Annotated in this window: 14 protein-coding genes; 9 read left to right on the top strand and 5 right to left on the bottom strand. The window is 67.5% G+C overall.

Annotation, left to right across the window (positions count from 1 at the left end; genetic code table 11):
• Positions 1 to 46: 46 nt before the first annotated feature.
• The 3 genes from VJT49_RS34530 to VJT49_RS34520 are packed head-to-tail and all read right to left on the bottom strand — an operon-like array spanning position 47 to position 2,814.
• Positions 47 to 1,048, bottom strand: coding sequence for a beta-ketoacyl-ACP synthase III (locus tag VJT49_RS34530; RefSeq protein ID WP_324169196.1), 1,002 nt, complete (start codon positions 1,046 to 1,048; stop codon positions 47 to 49).
• Entirely contained in the window at positions 1,045 to 1,794 is a 750-nt protein-coding gene (locus tag VJT49_RS34525; protein ID WP_324169195.1) for an AAA family ATPase, read from the bottom strand. The genes VJT49_RS34530 and VJT49_RS34525 overlap by 4 nt, the downstream gene beginning before the upstream one ends.
• A gap of 6 nt (positions 1,795 to 1,800) precedes the next feature.
• Entirely contained in the window at positions 1,801 to 2,814 is a 1,014-nt protein-coding gene (locus VJT49_RS34520) for an AvrD family protein (RefSeq protein WP_324169194.1), read from the bottom strand.
• A gap of 297 nt (positions 2,815 to 3,111) precedes the next feature.
• On the opposite strand from VJT49_RS34520, the gene VJT49_RS34515 reads away from it, so the two are divergent.
• The 4 genes from VJT49_RS34515 to VJT49_RS34500 all read left to right on the top strand — a co-directional run bounded on the left by VJT49_RS34515 (position 3,112) and on the right by VJT49_RS34500 (position 6,147).
• Positions 3,112 to 3,573: a hotdog fold thioesterase gene (locus tag VJT49_RS34515; protein ID WP_324169193.1), complete on the top strand. Its 462-nt coding sequence runs from the start codon at positions 3,112 to 3,114 to the stop codon at positions 3,571 to 3,573.
• Positions 3,574 to 3,637: 64 nt separating this feature from the next.
• Entirely contained in the window at positions 3,638 to 4,396 is a 759-nt protein-coding gene (locus VJT49_RS34510; RefSeq protein WP_324169192.1) for a dienelactone hydrolase family protein, read from the top strand.
• A 36-nt stretch (positions 4,397 to 4,432) separates the two neighbouring features.
• Positions 4,433 to 4,837 carry a carboxymuconolactone decarboxylase family protein gene (locus VJT49_RS34505; protein ID WP_324169191.1) on the top strand — a complete coding sequence of 135 codons (405 nt, stop codon included), beginning with the start codon at positions 4,433 to 4,435 and terminating at the stop codon, positions 4,835 to 4,837.
• Positions 4,834 to 6,147 (top strand): MFS transporter, encoded by a 1,314-nt coding sequence (locus VJT49_RS34500; protein ID WP_324169190.1) that lies wholly within the window; start codon positions 4,834 to 4,836, stop codon positions 6,145 to 6,147. Before VJT49_RS34505 ends, VJT49_RS34500 begins: the two co-directional genes overlap by 4 nt.
• Before the next feature lie 680 nt (positions 6,148 to 6,827).
• Here the strand turns inward: VJT49_RS34500 and VJT49_RS34495 are convergent.
• Positions 6,828 to 7,775, bottom strand: coding sequence for a hypothetical protein (locus VJT49_RS34495; RefSeq protein WP_324169189.1), 948 nt, complete (start codon positions 7,773 to 7,775; stop codon positions 6,828 to 6,830).
• Positions 7,776 to 8,788: 1,013 nt separating this feature from the next.
• Here VJT49_RS34495 and VJT49_RS34490 point away from each other — a divergent pair.
• Positions 8,789 to 8,974, top strand: a complete 186-nt coding sequence (locus VJT49_RS34490; protein WP_324169188.1) for a hypothetical protein — start codon at positions 8,789 to 8,791, stop codon at positions 8,972 to 8,974.
• A gap of 111 nt (positions 8,975 to 9,085) precedes the next feature.
• On the opposite strand, the gene VJT49_RS34485 is transcribed toward VJT49_RS34490, so the two are convergent.
• Positions 9,086 to 9,622 (bottom strand): MarR family transcriptional regulator, encoded by a 537-nt coding sequence (locus VJT49_RS34485; RefSeq protein WP_324169187.1) that lies wholly within the window; start codon positions 9,620 to 9,622, stop codon positions 9,086 to 9,088.
• A gap of 136 nt (positions 9,623 to 9,758) precedes the next feature.
• Here VJT49_RS34485 and VJT49_RS34480 point away from each other — a divergent pair, with 136 nt between their 5' ends.
• The 4 genes from VJT49_RS34480 (at position 9,759) to VJT49_RS34465 (ending at position 13,984) form a co-directional block, all read left to right on the top strand.
• Complete coding sequence (locus VJT49_RS34480; protein ID WP_324169186.1) at positions 9,759 to 10,709, top strand: ABC transporter ATP-binding protein; 951 nt, start codon at positions 9,759 to 9,761, stop codon at positions 10,707 to 10,709.
• Entirely contained in the window at positions 10,706 to 11,539 is an 834-nt protein-coding gene (locus tag VJT49_RS34475) for an ABC transporter permease (RefSeq protein ID WP_324169185.1), read from the top strand. The genes VJT49_RS34480 and VJT49_RS34475 overlap by 4 nt, the downstream gene beginning before the upstream one ends.
• A gap of 527 nt (positions 11,540 to 12,066) precedes the next feature.
• Positions 12,067 to 12,939, top strand: coding sequence for a streptomycin biosynthesis protein (locus VJT49_RS34470; protein WP_324169184.1), 873 nt, complete (start codon positions 12,067 to 12,069; stop codon positions 12,937 to 12,939).
• Positions 12,940 to 12,958: 19 nt separating this feature from the next.
• Entirely contained in the window at positions 12,959 to 13,984 is a 1,026-nt protein-coding gene (locus VJT49_RS34465) for a UbiA family prenyltransferase (protein ID WP_324169183.1), read from the top strand.
• Positions 13,985 to 14,063 lie beyond the last annotated feature (79 nt).

Raw genomic sequence — 14,063 nt, 5'->3', positions numbered from 1 at the left:
TGTGCTCACTCCTGTTTCGTGGTCTTTCGCTGTTGGACAAGGAAGATCAGCTGGGGTCGACGGCCGGCCACGTCAGCGTGGCGGCACCCCAGCTCGCGCCGCCACCGAAGGCGGTGAGCAGCACCCGATCACCGGCGCGCACCGCACCACTGGCCGCCGCGTCCGCCAGCGCGAGCGGAATCGAGGCGGCGGCGGTGTTGCCGTACCGGTCGAGGTTGACGAACGCACGCTCGGCCGGCAGGCCGAGATCCTCGGCCACGGCGTTGAGAATGCGCACGTTCGCCTGGTGGCCGACCAGCAGACCGACCGTCTCGACCGGCCATCCGGTACGGTCGAGCACCGCGTGGCAGGACTGGGTCATCCGCACGATCGCGTTGCGGAACACGGTTTGTCCCTGCATCTTCATGAACTGGTCGCCGGGAGCGGGCGGGTGCCCGGAGGTCCGCTGCCGCGACCCGCCGCCGGGCACGATGATCGCGTCGGCGAGCTCACCGTCACTGCCCAACTCCATGCCCAGCAGTGCGCCCGGCTCATCGCGCCTTCCCGCGCGCAGCACGACAGCGCCCGCGCCATCGCCGAAAATCGGCGCGGTGCCCCGGTCATCCGGGTCGATGATGGTGGAGAACGCCTCGGCGCCGATGACGAGCAGGGTCTCCGCCTGGTCGATGGCGATCAGGCCCGCGCCGGTGGCCAACCCGTAGAGAAATCCCGAGCAAACCGCTGAGACGTCATGGGCGGCGACGGTGCCGAGACCGAGGCGGCTCGCCACAGTCGGCGCGGTCGCCGGGCATGGATGATCCGGTGTCGTCGTGGCCAGCACGACCGCGTCCACCCGGTCCAGCGCCGCGGACTTCAACGCCCGCCGGCCCGCCTCGACGGCGAGGTCGCTGGTGGCCGTGCCCTGCTCGACGAGCCGGCGCTCGACGATTCCGGTCCTGGACCTGATCCACTCGTCGGAGGTGTCGATCCGCTGGGCGAGCATCTCGTTGGTCACCACCCGCTCGGGCAGCGTCGACCCGATTCCGGCGAGCACCGCGTGGCGGGTCATGCCTGGCCCCCCGGCGACACCGCGGCGGGTTCCTGCGAGTGGGTCGCCCACGCGCGATCGGACTCGATGGTCATGTCGACTGCGCGGTATTCGTCTTCAGCGCGGGAAATCGCCCCGTCCACCGACATCAGCCGCGGCAGTTCGAACAGCTCGACGATCGTGGTCAGTCGCTCCGGAAGGCTGCCGCCGACGACATGGCGTTGGATGCCGAGCGCGTCGATCTCCCGGGCGATCGCCTCGTCGGCCATGGACCGGAACCGCTCGTTGACCGGCCGGTGCCCGTCCCTGGCCAGAGTGAGTTCGTTGGGTAGGTGCACGAACGCCTCGTAGGTGTCCGCCACATGTTGTTTGATGGCCACACCGAGCTGGGCCATCACCTCCTCGAAGAACAGGATCTCGCCAGACCGCTCGACGCTTTCCAGTTCGCCGAGGTGGACCGAGTCGTTCGGATTGATGCCGACGATGACCCGCACCGAACCGTAGATCCATTCCTGAAGCGAGGAACCGTCGGAAATGAAACCGGTGGTGAGGTGGCTTTCGTGCACGCAGCGCTCCACATGCCGGCGCACGATGAGTTGCACGAGTTCGGCCGCCGTGCACTCCTCCAGCGTCTTGCCGGGCACGGCGAACGGCAGCAGTTCCCGCATGGTACGCGCGCGGGTGCGGGGGATGCCGGTGAGGTGGGACAGCGCGTACGAGGTGAGGGTCTTGCCGGACGAGTAGGTGCCCGAGATGGCCAGTTTCATGCTCAGCTACCTGCTTTCTGCAGCGGTGGAAATGATTTCGGACGGTATTGCCGTGGCGCCGGGCGGCAGCGCGTGCGCGACCGCGCAGCGCAGTGTGATCCCACCAAGGCCGGCGTGGATGTCGGCGGTCCGCCATGGCGCGCCGTTCATGGTGAGCAGGCCGAGGTCGTGCAGCTCGGTGCGCAACGGCATCGCGCCACCGAAAGTCCGATGTGGACTTTCCGCGGTGAGTTGCGTGCTGCGCATCCACAACGTGTTGCTCTCGCCCCGGCTCATCGAATCCGTTTCGTACAAGAGGATCTGAGCCAGTTGCAGCGAAGTGGCGAACAGGTCGACGAAGGTCGGTGCCGGCTGGTAGGCACCTTCGAGGCCGCTGTCGCCGCCGTCACCGGCGCACGTCACCGCCGCGGTGGCCCGTCGCCGGGGAAGGTCCAGCGACAGGTCTCCCAGCCGTTGTTCCCGCCCGGTGAAACCTGTTCCGTAGTAACGGTTTTCCGCCGGGCCGAGCAGCTGTTCCGGCCCGGAGTAGGTAGTCGTGCCAACGTTCGGTTCCCCGGTGACACCGGCGAACTCACACTGTGTCCGCATCGCCCCGATCCTGCTTTCCAGCACCACGACGGAGGAATCGCCGCTCGCCGCGACCGGCCGTGTGCTCACCGGAACCTGTTCCAGTTCTTCGTCTGGACTCGCCCCCGCCTTGATCTTCAGCTTGCGTATCCAGATCCGTCGCCGCGCCTGTTCGTCGAGGTGACAGGCATGCGTCAGGTACAGCTCGCCGAGCTGCCCGGCAAGCAGGATCGCGTCGATGGTGCTCAGATGTGGCCGTAGCGCGCCGCGCGCCGCCTTGTGCGACCAGCCGTCCGGGCAGCTGAGCCGGATACTCGTGGCCAGCAGTCCGCGCCGGTCGTCCCGGACCTCGGCCACGATATCTCCGAACCGGTACGCGACGCGCCGGTATCCGGCCGCGAAGAAACGCTTTTCACCCTCTCCCAGGTAGTCTTCGACAGATTTTTTGGACACCGTTGATCCAGACATGGTCCACCCCAACCAAGATTATTGCGCCCCAGAAAGGAAAGTGCCGGAAAGAACTCGCCGTCGAGCGGTCGGCACCCCAGCGGATTCACCGCACTGCGTTCGTCCGCAACAGCAGGCTAACACCCCGGGCAGACCGGGTACCACGGGTCGTTTATGCGGGTACCACCACCACCACGGTGTGCTGACTCACACCGCGGCCGGTCGCGACCGCGACTCGATAGCCTGGAAGGAAAATCGTCGTTATTTTCCAACAGAGCGAGGTGGATAAGGTTGACTGTCCACATGTCCGAGTCCGAGTTGCTGGTGCACAAACTCGGTATCCGGATTGTTTCCCACGAATCGGGCGTACTGGTCGCGGAGATGCCGGTCGCCGGCAATCGGCAACCGGTCGGCATCCTGCACGGCGGGGCGAGCGCGGTGCTCGCGGAAACGCTCGGCTCGCTGGCCGCACTCGAGCACGCGGGCCCAAGAGGCCAGGCCGTCGGGCTGGACCTGTCGTGCACACACCACCGTTGGGTCGCCTCGGGCACGGTGACCGGCGTGTGCCGGCCACTGCACGAAGGCCGCGGCAGCGCGACCTACGAGATCGTGATCAGCGACGAGAACGGGCGGCGGGTCTGCACCGCCCGGCTGACCTGCGCGGTGACCAGGCGCAGACGCGCGGCCGTTCCTGGTACTGGCCGACCCAGGAACGGCCGTACTACGGAAGAAGCGAACCTGGTTGACCACGTCGGCCGCCGCTAACTTCGACAGTGGATCGACCAGCTCACGCGGTCAACCGACAACGCACGAAAGGGAAACGCCGATCATGTGTCACAGTACCGACAGCAGGCCCCCCGCAGCCCCCGGCGGCGGCACCGTCGCCGAGCACGGCGGGCTGGAACTGGCGTCAGCGGACGGCACCGCGTTCTCCGCCTTCCAGGCCACCCCGGCCGAACCGAACGGCATGAACGTGGTCATCCTGCCGGACGTTCGCGGGGTGCACCCCTACTACCAGGACCTGGCCAAGCGGTTCGCCGAAGCCGGGTTCCACACTGTGGCGATCGACTACTACGGTCGCACCGCGGGCGTCGGCGAACGGGACGACGAGTTCGACTGGGAGGCCCACCTGCCGAAGGTCGAGCCGGGGCAGGTGGCGGCCGACGTCAGTGCGGCCGCCGCGCATCTCGCCGAGCGCAACCCAGGTCCCGTTTTCACGGTCGGCTTCTGCTTCGGCGGCAGCCAGTCGTGGCGGCTGTCGGCCGCCGACCTCGACCTCGCCGGGGTCATCGGCTTCTATGGCCAGCCCAAGCACGTCCGTGACGTGCTGGACAAGTTCAGCAAGCCGGCGCTCCTGCTGATCGCCGGCAACGACGTCGCCACCAGCAAGGAGGAGTTCGACGAGTTCACCGCGGCGCTGGACGCGGACGGCAAGACCTACGAGAAGTACGTCTACGACGGTGCCCCGCACTCGTTCTTCGACCGCGCCTTCGGCGAGTGGCAGAGCGCTTGCGAGGACGCCTGGCAGCGAGTCCTCGACTTCACCGAACGATACGGCGCCAAGGCCGAGGTCGCCGCCGGGGCCTGAGCCGGCGGTTCCGGCGCGGAACGGACGATCATGACTGTGACCAACTCCCACGAGCGGTTCGAGCGCGGCGTCGCGGCGATCGACGGCCTCGGCGGCGGGTACGAGGCGATCTTCAAGCCCATGGCGGACATCGCCCCGGACCTCAGCCGGTTCGTGGCCGAATTCGCCTTCGGCGACCTCTACAGCAGGCCCGGCCTCGAACCACCGCAACGGCAACTGCTCACCATCGCGGCGCTGGCCGCTCTCGGTGGTGTCGAGCCGCAACTGAAATTCCACATCAACGCGGCGCTGAACGTCGGCGTCGAGCCGGCCATCATCGTCGAGACACTGCTGCACTGCCTGTCCTACGTCGGGTTCCCCCGCACGGTGAACGCCGTGACCACCGCCAAGGCGGTGTTCGCCGAACGGAACCTGCTGCCGGTCAAACCGGTGTCCCAGTGATCGCCCGTTCGCACCGGCAGCTGACCGCCGGCGCCGGCCTGCCCAGCCGAGTGGTGACGCTGTTCGCCATCGCGGCCGGCGTCGCGGTCGCCAACATCTACTACGCACAGCCGCTGCTCAAGTCCATCGCCGCGGATTTGCGTGTGGGCAGCGGGACGGCGTCGATGGTGGTGACGGCGACCACCATCGGCTACGCCGCGGGCCTGGCACTCGTCGTGCCGCTCGGCGACGTGGTCGGTCGCCGGCCGCTGGTGGTCACCCTGCTGCTGGTCACCATGGTGTCGCTGGCCGCGTCGGCGGCGGCGCCCTCCGCCGGGATCTTGATCGCCATTTCGCTCGTACTGGCGATCAGCGCGGTGGTCGCGCCATTGCTGGTGACCTTCGCGGCGACCCTGGCCACGCCCGGGGAGCGGGGCCGGGTGACCGGCCGCGTGATGAGCGGGGTGCTCATGGGGGTGTTGCTGGCCAGGACCGGTGGTGGACTGGTAGCCCAGTGGGGTGGCTGGCGCGCGGTGTACGCCGTCGCGGCGGTGCTGATGCTCGTGCTCGCCGGGGTGCTCGCACGCGCTCTGCCCGACGTGCCGCCGGCCCAGCCGGGACTGCGGTATCTGCCGCTGCTGCGGTCGGTGGCCACCATTGTCCGCGAGGAACCCGTGCTGTGGCTGCGTTGCGTGTACGGGTTCATCTGTTTCGCCGGGTTCAGCGCTTTCTGGACGTCGGTGGCGTTCCTCCTGGCCGGACCGCCATATTTCTACGACGAGGCGATTATCGGGTTGTTCGGCCTGCTCGGTGTGGCCGGTGCGTACGGGGCACGGGTGACCGGGCGGATGGTGGACGCCGGGCGGGACCAGTTCGTCACCGGGGCGCTGCTGATCACGGTCCTGCTCAGCTGGGTACTGCTCGCCCTGCACGGTGGCGGATGGCTCGCCGCGCTGATCGTCGCGGTGATCACGCTGGATCTGGGTGTGCAGGGGATGCAGGTGACCAATTTGAACATGGTCTACCGTCTCCGCCCGGACGCACGGAACCGGATCACCATGGCGTACATGACGACGTACTTCCTGGGCGGCGTCGCCGGTTCGGCCGCTTCCGGCGCGACCTACGCCGCATACGGCTGGCCGGGCGTGTGTGCGGTCGGCGGCGGCCTCGCCCTTGTCGCACTGGCAATATGGGTGATCGAGAATCTGGCACGGCTTTCGTCCAGAATTGGCGTCCGAAAGGTGGAAACTCCGGCTGCCGCCCCATCGCAGCGCACGACGAAGGCCACCGGCCACGTCACGCGCTCACGGCGATCGTCATGGCGTGGGTAGGGCAATCGCGACAGCACTCCTGGCGGGGTCGGTGGCGCGACGAGCCGTCACCCGAACCCGACGAGCACCTCCTCGAGATCCGCGATGTCAGCCACGTGAACATCGTCCGGATCCGGGCGATGAGGCGAGTCCACCACAGACCCGCAGGCACCTCCGGCGCCAACAGCGCAGCGACGAGCGGCAATTGCTCCACCCGCGTAGGCCACGGCGGAGCAGACACCCACGAACCGATACGGACGAGGCTCGGTCTCGCCTTGCTCTGAGACCGAGCGGGCATTCTCGCGTCCTGCACGGAATTCCCTCTGAGAACCAAGCGGTATCGCAAGAACCCGACCCCATCTCTGTACTCGCGCCAGTTCTTTCCGATTCCACTCGAACGGGTTTATCGAACTTCATGTGGGGTTCCGACCCATCCGGCCTAGTGGCGAGCCGAGCGACTGCTATGAGCACGGCCGAGATCGGTGATCGCTCCACGATTTCTTGTGTCGCAGTGCAGGTTTTCCACCACGATGATGAGGCGGACCGTTTCCCCGAGCAGCCCCACACATCGCCGACGTATGGGGTGGCACAAGCCGGACTCGCCGCACTACGAGCCGGGAACCCCAGGATTGTCCCGGCATACACTCTTCACGGCTGAGCTGACCACCCGGACCGCGACATTCGTGCCGATGCGCCCTGGTTCACCGCGGCCGCGGGCCGGAATTGGCAGTTTCGTCGTCTTCGTCGTCGGGTACGGCGGGCATGGTGAACGCGTACCGCCAGAAAGCCACCGCGACCATGCGGTAACGGTAGGCGGCGGCAGTGAGCAACATCAGGCCGCTCGCGGCTGACACGGTTCCGCTGAGCGTCTGACCGCGGACGGCGGTCTGCACTCCGTCGACGACGCACGGAATTCCCAGCAGGCACATGGCCGTGAACAGGTCGACGGCTTTGCGGAAGGACAGTGCGATCGCCAAGGCGAGCAACAGAGCGGGAACAATATCGGCGGCGGCCAGGAAGAATCGATGGTCGAACACGGCGACCACGCCGAGCGACGTGTACAGCAGAGCCAAGCTGGCCAGGACTGGTCGCAACGAGGCGAGAGTCACTTCCTGGAAGGAATCGTACCGGCCCGTCAGAACTGTTCCGATCAGGATGCCGCCCAGGCCGAGGCTGCCGAAAACCCAGGCCACGAGTTCCGCAGAATGACCTGAGAACAGAAGAACCAGGGCGATGGTGAGGCAAAGTACGCCGACGACGACCAACGCGACGCCGGCAGCTCGTAGCCATCCCCGCAGCAGTAGGCAGCCGACAACGATGCCGGCGGCCCCGAATCCGATCCGCGTCATGGCGGCGAGACCGCTTTGCCCACCGGTGAACACCGGACCGAGGAAGGCGATGCCGCCGCTGACGAGCACCGTTCCGCACAGCATCATGCCGGTGTGCTTCATCGGTGCGGCGATCACAGCCGCCGCGCCAAGGACGATCGCGGCAATGACCAGGTATGATCGCCAGCCCTGCGGAGCGAGCAAGGACGCCACGCCGGCGGTGAACGAGCCGGCCGCGGAGGTGAAGACGAACCACCGCGCCGCCGGCAATTTTCCATTGGACTGACGAAGCCACCAAGCGCTGAACAGCACACCGAGCACCACCCAGCCGATCGCCGTCCACCGATATCCGGCGTCGTTGCTGACCACATTGATCGAAATACCGGCCAGCGAACTGGTCGCAGTAGCGAAGAACCAGAAAGTCGCCCGCCGCGGCAGGTTCTTCGCGGCCTGTCTGTCTCCCACCATGGTGGCCATCGAAGCACGGCCGGAGCCGAACACCAAGCACCGAATCGGTTCGCCGCGCGAGCTGAGCTGCCCGGGCGCGGTGACGCGATCGCATGCGGGCATACCGGCAAGCCCCGACAAACGACGGGCCCGGTATCACGGGCAGGTGAGCAGACCGACTAAAGGTGCATCCCTTTCTGGCAGAGTACTCCGAAAACGATGCTCGGCCACCCCTGGATACCACCCGAACCCACTTCAGCCCGAGAGAACAACCACCCGTCGACCCACCGACGGGCAACCAAGCCTGCACCTGCACTCCGGCGAGCAACGAGCCCAAGCCAGTAACCGCTGAATGTTCACCTTGATCGGCTTGTTCTGGTCTGTCCTAACGCGCCGGATGAGTGCCATCGCGACCGCATCGTTCAAACCAGGATGGTTTCGCAGGATCCGGGCCGGCCAACGGCGTGCACCGGGCAGCGGAAGCAGGCCGGGAAAGCGCTCGAAGATCGCGCGGAGGCCGAATTGGCCTACCTCGGGACTCCGTCCGGGCGAGTTCGGCGTCGAGAGCTTGCCGGAGGACGCGGAGGCCGAATTCGAACTCGGCCTCGGGACCGGCAAAAGCCACCTCGCGATCGCCCTGGCCATCCGCGCCTGCCAAGCCGGACACCGGGTCACCTTCGCCACCGAATGGGTCGCCCGCTCGCCGAAGACCACCACACCGGACGACTCAAGCAGAACTCGTCAAGCTCTGCCACATCCCCCTACTGGTGATCGACGACGTCGGCTACACCCCGTTCGAGCCCGAAGAAACTACCGGATTCGTCGATTTTTGCGCATGACCATTGAGTAGCGACTTTCGCCGCCGCACGTGGACGCATGTGGGACGCATGTGTGAGAGCGGGGCAAACCCGACCATCGTGCACGACACCGCGGCGGTCAGCGCGCGGGCCGGCCGGGCGGCCTGTTCCGCACGGCCGCACCCGCACCACGCCAAGCACGGTCACCACAGCGAGCACCGCCCGCAGAAGGGCAAGTACGACTTGGTCAAGTGCGCGAGCACGTACTGCGGGTGACCTCCGCCTCCTGCTGGCCACCGCTCGATACCCGGAGAAAGAACTCAACCCTGGCGACGATTCTCGTCGAGGTGCCGGCACCCGCCCGGTTCCGCGCCGACGTGGCGCCGGTCAGGCGGTCGGCAGCCGGCGTCCGGGGCTCCGGCCCGGCGGCTTCCCGGCTCCCACCGGCGGGCCCGCGGCGATCACCGCCTCGGCGGCGAGCCGGTCCAAGATCCGGTCGAGCGCGCTGACCACGGTGCGCGTTTCGTCCTCGGACAGATCCATCACCACCCGCTCGGCCAGCTGGCGGTATCCGCGTTCCAGCGTGTCGAGGGTCGTCACGGCGGCCGGCGTGAGCGTGATCAGCGTGACGCGCCGGTCGGTGCTGTGCGTGCCGCGCCGCACCCAGCCATCGGCCTCCAGGCCGTCGACCAGGCCGGTGATCGTGCGCGGGGTGACCTCCAGGCGCGTCGCCAGCTCGCGCATGGAGATCGTGCCGCCGTAGCGCAGGATCCACAGCAGGCGGGCGCGGGCGGCGCTCATCCCCAGTTCGCGCGCCGCGTAGTCGGTCAGCGAAGACATCACGTCCGCGATCTCGAAGAGGCGCCTGAGCAGGAGTTCGGCCAGGTTCGGCTCGGTACCGGCCGACGCCGGGGGGTCGGTCATTTGACATCCCAAATTGTGTGGTGACTACACTATCCGGTAGCCTCACAACATGGTATCTGGAAGCCGGCAGCAGGTCGCGGAAACCGTGACTTGTGACGCGTTGGCAGTTGAACGGGGGGGCGCAGCCGGGGTCCGAGTGCGTGGGCTGGTCAAGCGTTACCCGAAGGCGAGCGTGAACGCGGTCGACAACGTCAGCTTCGACGTCGAGGCGGGCACGATTCTCGGGCTGCTCGGCCCCAACGGCGCCGGCAAGAGCACCACCATCGGCGTGCTGACCACGCGCGTCCGGCCGGACGGCGGCCAGGTGTCGATAGCGGACATCGACGTGATCCGGGAACCGGAGACCGTCCGCCGCGTGCTGGGCGTCGTGCCGCAGCGCGACAATCTGGAACTGGCGTTGTCGGTGCGGCAGAACCTGCTCTTCCACGCCGCGTACCACGGGATCGGGCGGAAGGCCCGGGAACGGCGCACCGACGAACTCCTCGAGCAGTTCGAGCTCGGCAACCGGGCGAAGGACAAACCCGGCCGCCTTTCCGGCGGCCAGTTTCGGCGCGTGATGATCGCGAGAGCGCTGATGCACGACCCGGCGGTGTTGTTCCTCGACGAGCCGTCCACGGGCCTGGACCCCGCCGCACGGCAGTTCGTCTGGCAGAAGGTAAGGGAGATGCGGGCGCGCGGCGTCACGATACTGCTGACCACACACGACATGGAAGAGGCGGCCGCACTGTCGGACCGGGTCGGCGTGATGGACCACGGCAGGCTGCTGGTCCTCGATCGCCCGGAGGAACTGGTGCGAACCCTGACGGATGGCTCGACGCTGGAGGTCTCGGCCGAGATCGCCGAGGAAAGGGTGCCGCCGCTGGTGCGCCGCCTGGGAGAGCTGGACGGAGTCGAGCGGTGCGAGCGGACCGGCGGATCGCCGCCGGCGCCGACGATCCGGCTCCAGCTCTCCGGCGCCGCCGCGCGACTGGTCGCCCCGGTCGCACTCGCCGTCGAGGAGTTCGGCGGTCGGCTCACCGGTGTCGACATCGGTGGCGCCACACTCGAAGACGTCTTCATCCATCTCACCGGCCGGAGGCTGCGATGACCTCCGCCATCAAGGACCGGACGACAGCGCCGACGGCCCTGGGCCGCCGCCCGTCCTGGCAGCTGCGGGCCAGGGCGTTCGGCGCGATGTTCCGGCGCGATTTCACGGTAACCGGGAAGGAACTGCCGTTCGTCCTCGCCCAGGTCCTGCTGCAACCCATCTTCTTCATGTTCATCTTCGGCCGGCTGCTGACCTCCATCGGGTTCACCGCGGGCACCTACGCGAGCCTGCTGTTTCCCGGCCTGCTCGCGCTGACCGTGGTTGTCACGGCGATCCAGGGAACCGCTTTCCCCCTGGTCGTGGAATTCGGCTACACCAGGGAGATCGACGACCGGCTGCTCGCCCCGTCGCCGGTGTGGGCGCTCGCCGTCGAGAAGATCCTCTTCGCCGCCGCGCGCGGGTTGCTCGCCGGGCTCGCGCTCTTTCCGGTAGGCATCTGGGTTCTGGGCTCGATCCCGTACCAGGCCTCCGGTCTCGTCCTCCTGGTGACAATGCTGCTCCTGGCGTGCCTGGTCGGCGCGACCTTCGGGCTGGTGCTGGGCACCTTCATCACACCGGACCAGATCAACATCTTCTTCTCCCTGCTGTTCACCCCGCTGGCATTCCTCGGATCGGTCCAATATCCCTGGCCCCAATTGGCCCAACTGCGTTGGTTCCAGATACTGACCGCGTTCAATCCGATCACGTATGCCAGCGAGGGGATGCGCGCCGCACTAATACCAGGCGTGCCGCACATGCCCGCGTTGGTATGCGTGTCGGTACTACTCGCCGGAATTGTCCTTTTCGGGATTCTCGGGCTTGTCGGCTTCCGTCGGCGGGCGGCTGACTGACTCCGCCCATCGGCATACGGCAGCACTGCACGCCGGCCCAGGCCACGTCCCGTCGCGCCGGTAATCGTACTCTTACCTTTTCGACCCTGGAGCGACCGGTCGGTTGATGGTAATCTGCCTCAACGTGCACGGCAGCTGGCGGGAGAATCGACTATTTTTCGGTTCATGTTTTGCGCTGCGCGGCCAGAGGTACGGCGTGTACAGGTATGTCCGGACAACGACAATCGAGCGCATCCGAACCTTGCGTCATACGAAGGAGTTCCGATGACCTGGGACCACTCCAGCCGGGATCTCCGAGCGCGGCCACGATTTCGCACGAAACTGAAGTTATTATGACGCACGTCCACTGACATGGCGAAGATTCTGGGGGCAGAATGGCGTACCGTGCGGGAGATATCGACGAAAGCGAGCGTTCCGATGAAACGATCCATGGCCAGGCCGGCGCCTCGGCCGACAGGGTACCGATAGACCTGCTTCTCCCCGCGGACTCGCCCCGCCGGAACGGCGAGGAACTCACCCACGCGCAAATGCTCGCACAAAGCGACGCCGAGTTGCCGCCGATTCTGGTGCACCGCGCGACAATGCGCGTCGTGGACGGCATGCACCGGCTGCTGGCCGCCAGAATGCGTGGCCAGCAGGAAATAGCCGTTCGCTTCGTCGACGGCAGCGAAGACGCGATCTTCGTGCTCGCCGTCAAGGCAAACGTCCAGCACGGCCTGCCGCTGAGCCTGGCCGACCGCGAAGCGGCCGCGGCCCGCATAGTGGCCGCCTACCCCGAGTGGTCCGACCGGGCGGTCGCGACCGCGACCGGAATCGCGGCGAAGACGGTGCGAGCGATCCGGCTCCGTTCGTCCGAGCATCTTCCGCAGTCGAACATCCGGATCGGCCGGGACGGCCGGGCCCGGCCGATCGACGGGGCCGAAGGGCGCCGGCGGGCAGTCGAGGTGATAGCCCGCCGGCCGCACGCGTCGCTGCGGGAAATCGCCAGGGAAGCGCGCATCTCGCTGGGAACCGCGCACAACGTCCGGAGCCGGCTCGCCGCCAACCAAGACCCGTTGTGCGGCAAGACCCGGGTCCCCGAGGGAACGCCCGCCGCGCAGGAACGGGAGGTGCCGCAACCGCCGCCGGACGAGCGCGAGCCGGCACGCCAGCAGACCGAAGACGAACACGTCGGGGCACCCGACTGGGCCACCGTTCGCCAACTGCTGCGGAAGGACCCGGCGCTGAAGTATTCGGAATCGGGTCGTGCCCTGCTGCGCTGGCTCGACGTCCACGCGATAGAACCGGAGGAATGGAAACACCTCCTCAGCGCGGTACCCTCTCATTGGGGGGACGTCATCGTCGCCGTGGCCCTTCGCCGGGCGGAACAGTGGCGTCGATTCGCCGCCGAACTCCGGTAACGAAAGGCCACGAGCCACCATGGCAACAGGAACGGCTGTCGGCGTGCGTTTCGGCCGGCGACTGCTCGCCCATGTCGAGATCTGGCGCCTGGACACCGTTTTCTACATCGGACCGGTCACGCTTTCCGGCGCGCTCTTCGCCGGTGGCGGCCACGGGACCGGGTGGCGGGTGGCGGCCGCGTGGCTGGCCCCCACGCTCGGCTGGGTGGCTTCGCTCTACGGCGGCGACTACTTCGACCGCGAGTTGGACGCGGTCGCCAAGCCAGGAAGGCCGATCCCGTCCGGCCGGATGAGCCCGCGAACGGCATTCGCCGGAATGGTGATGACCATTGTCGCCGGAACGGTGATCGCCGCGGCGCTCAACCCGCGCAACCTCGTGCTGGTGGTCGCCTCCACCGTGATGGGCGTGCTCTACGCCAAGGTGTTCAAGGCACGCGGCCTGGCCGGAAACCTCATCCGCGGCGGGCCTACCGCGGCCGCGTTCGCACTCGGCACCATGGCCGTGCGGGCACTCCCGCCCTGGCCGGTAATCGTGCTCGGCCTGATCTTCTGGCTGCACGACTCCGCGTCGAACCTCGTCGGAACCATCTGCGACCGGGAAGGCGACCGGGAGGGCGGCTACCGGACGATACCGGTGCTCCGGGGAGACGCCTCGGCGCTTCGGACGCTGATCGTGCTCGATCTACTGTGGATCGTGGCGGCGGTCGCCGCTCCGGCGGTGTTCCCGGCTCGTGCCGGGCTGCGCTCCTATTACTCCCTGCTCGCGGTGGCGATCGTGCTCACCTTCGTTTCGGCCGCGATGCTGCTGCGGGCCCCCCGGCCGATACCGCGCGTCCGCGCGTTGCCCGCCCACGAGGTGATCGTGATCGAACGACTGATCCTCGCCTGCGGTTTCCTGGCCGCGGCGGCGAACCTCGGTCTGGCGTTCGCCGTCGGTGTGCCGGCCGTCCTGGCGACGTTCGGTGCCCGGTTCGTCATGCGACAGCGAGACCATCCCAGCCTCGCCCGCCGGTGGTTCCGGAACCGGTCCACGGTCCGCTCCTGACAGGTTACGTTCAAGGCGCCGGGAACCACCTTCGCCCGAAACCGGTGCACAATAATTTCGCACCGCGTCCTTCGAAATC

It is taken from the genome of Amycolatopsis sp., from assembly GCF_035276945.1.
Taxonomy (GTDB): domain Bacteria; phylum Actinomycetota; class Actinomycetes; order Mycobacteriales; family Pseudonocardiaceae; genus Amycolatopsis_E.
Note: the sequence above shows the minus strand (reverse complement) of the source record. Positions and strands in the feature narration are given on the sequence as shown.

Coding starts and splice junctions, on each gene's coding strand:
- VJT49_RS34525 (WP_324169195.1), bottom strand. CDS start 1,794: ATGAAACTGGCCATCTCGGGCACCTACTCGTCCGGCAAGACCCTCACC.
- VJT49_RS34470 (WP_324169184.1), top strand. CDS start 12,067: ATGCTCGCACAAAGCGACGCCGAGTTGCCGCCGATTCTGGTGCACCGC.
- VJT49_RS34485 (WP_324169187.1), bottom strand. CDS start 9,622: ATGACCGACCCCCCGGCGTCGGCCGGTACCGAGCCGAACCTGGCCGAA.
- VJT49_RS34515 (WP_324169193.1), top strand. CDS start 3,112: ATGTCCGAGTCCGAGTTGCTGGTGCACAAACTCGGTATCCGGATTGTT.
- VJT49_RS34475 (WP_324169185.1), top strand. CDS start 10,706: ATGACCTCCGCCATCAAGGACCGGACGACAGCGCCGACGGCCCTGGGC.
- VJT49_RS34490 (WP_324169188.1), top strand. CDS start 8,789: ATGTGTGAGAGCGGGGCAAACCCGACCATCGTGCACGACACCGCGGCG.
- VJT49_RS34465 (WP_324169183.1), top strand. CDS start 12,959: ATGGCAACAGGAACGGCTGTCGGCGTGCGTTTCGGCCGGCGACTGCTC.
- VJT49_RS34510 (WP_324169192.1), top strand. CDS start 3,638: ATGTGTCACAGTACCGACAGCAGGCCCCCCGCAGCCCCCGGCGGCGGC.
- VJT49_RS34530 (WP_324169196.1), bottom strand. CDS start 1,048: ATGACCCGCCACGCGGTGCTCGCCGGAATCGGGTCGACGCTGCCCGAG.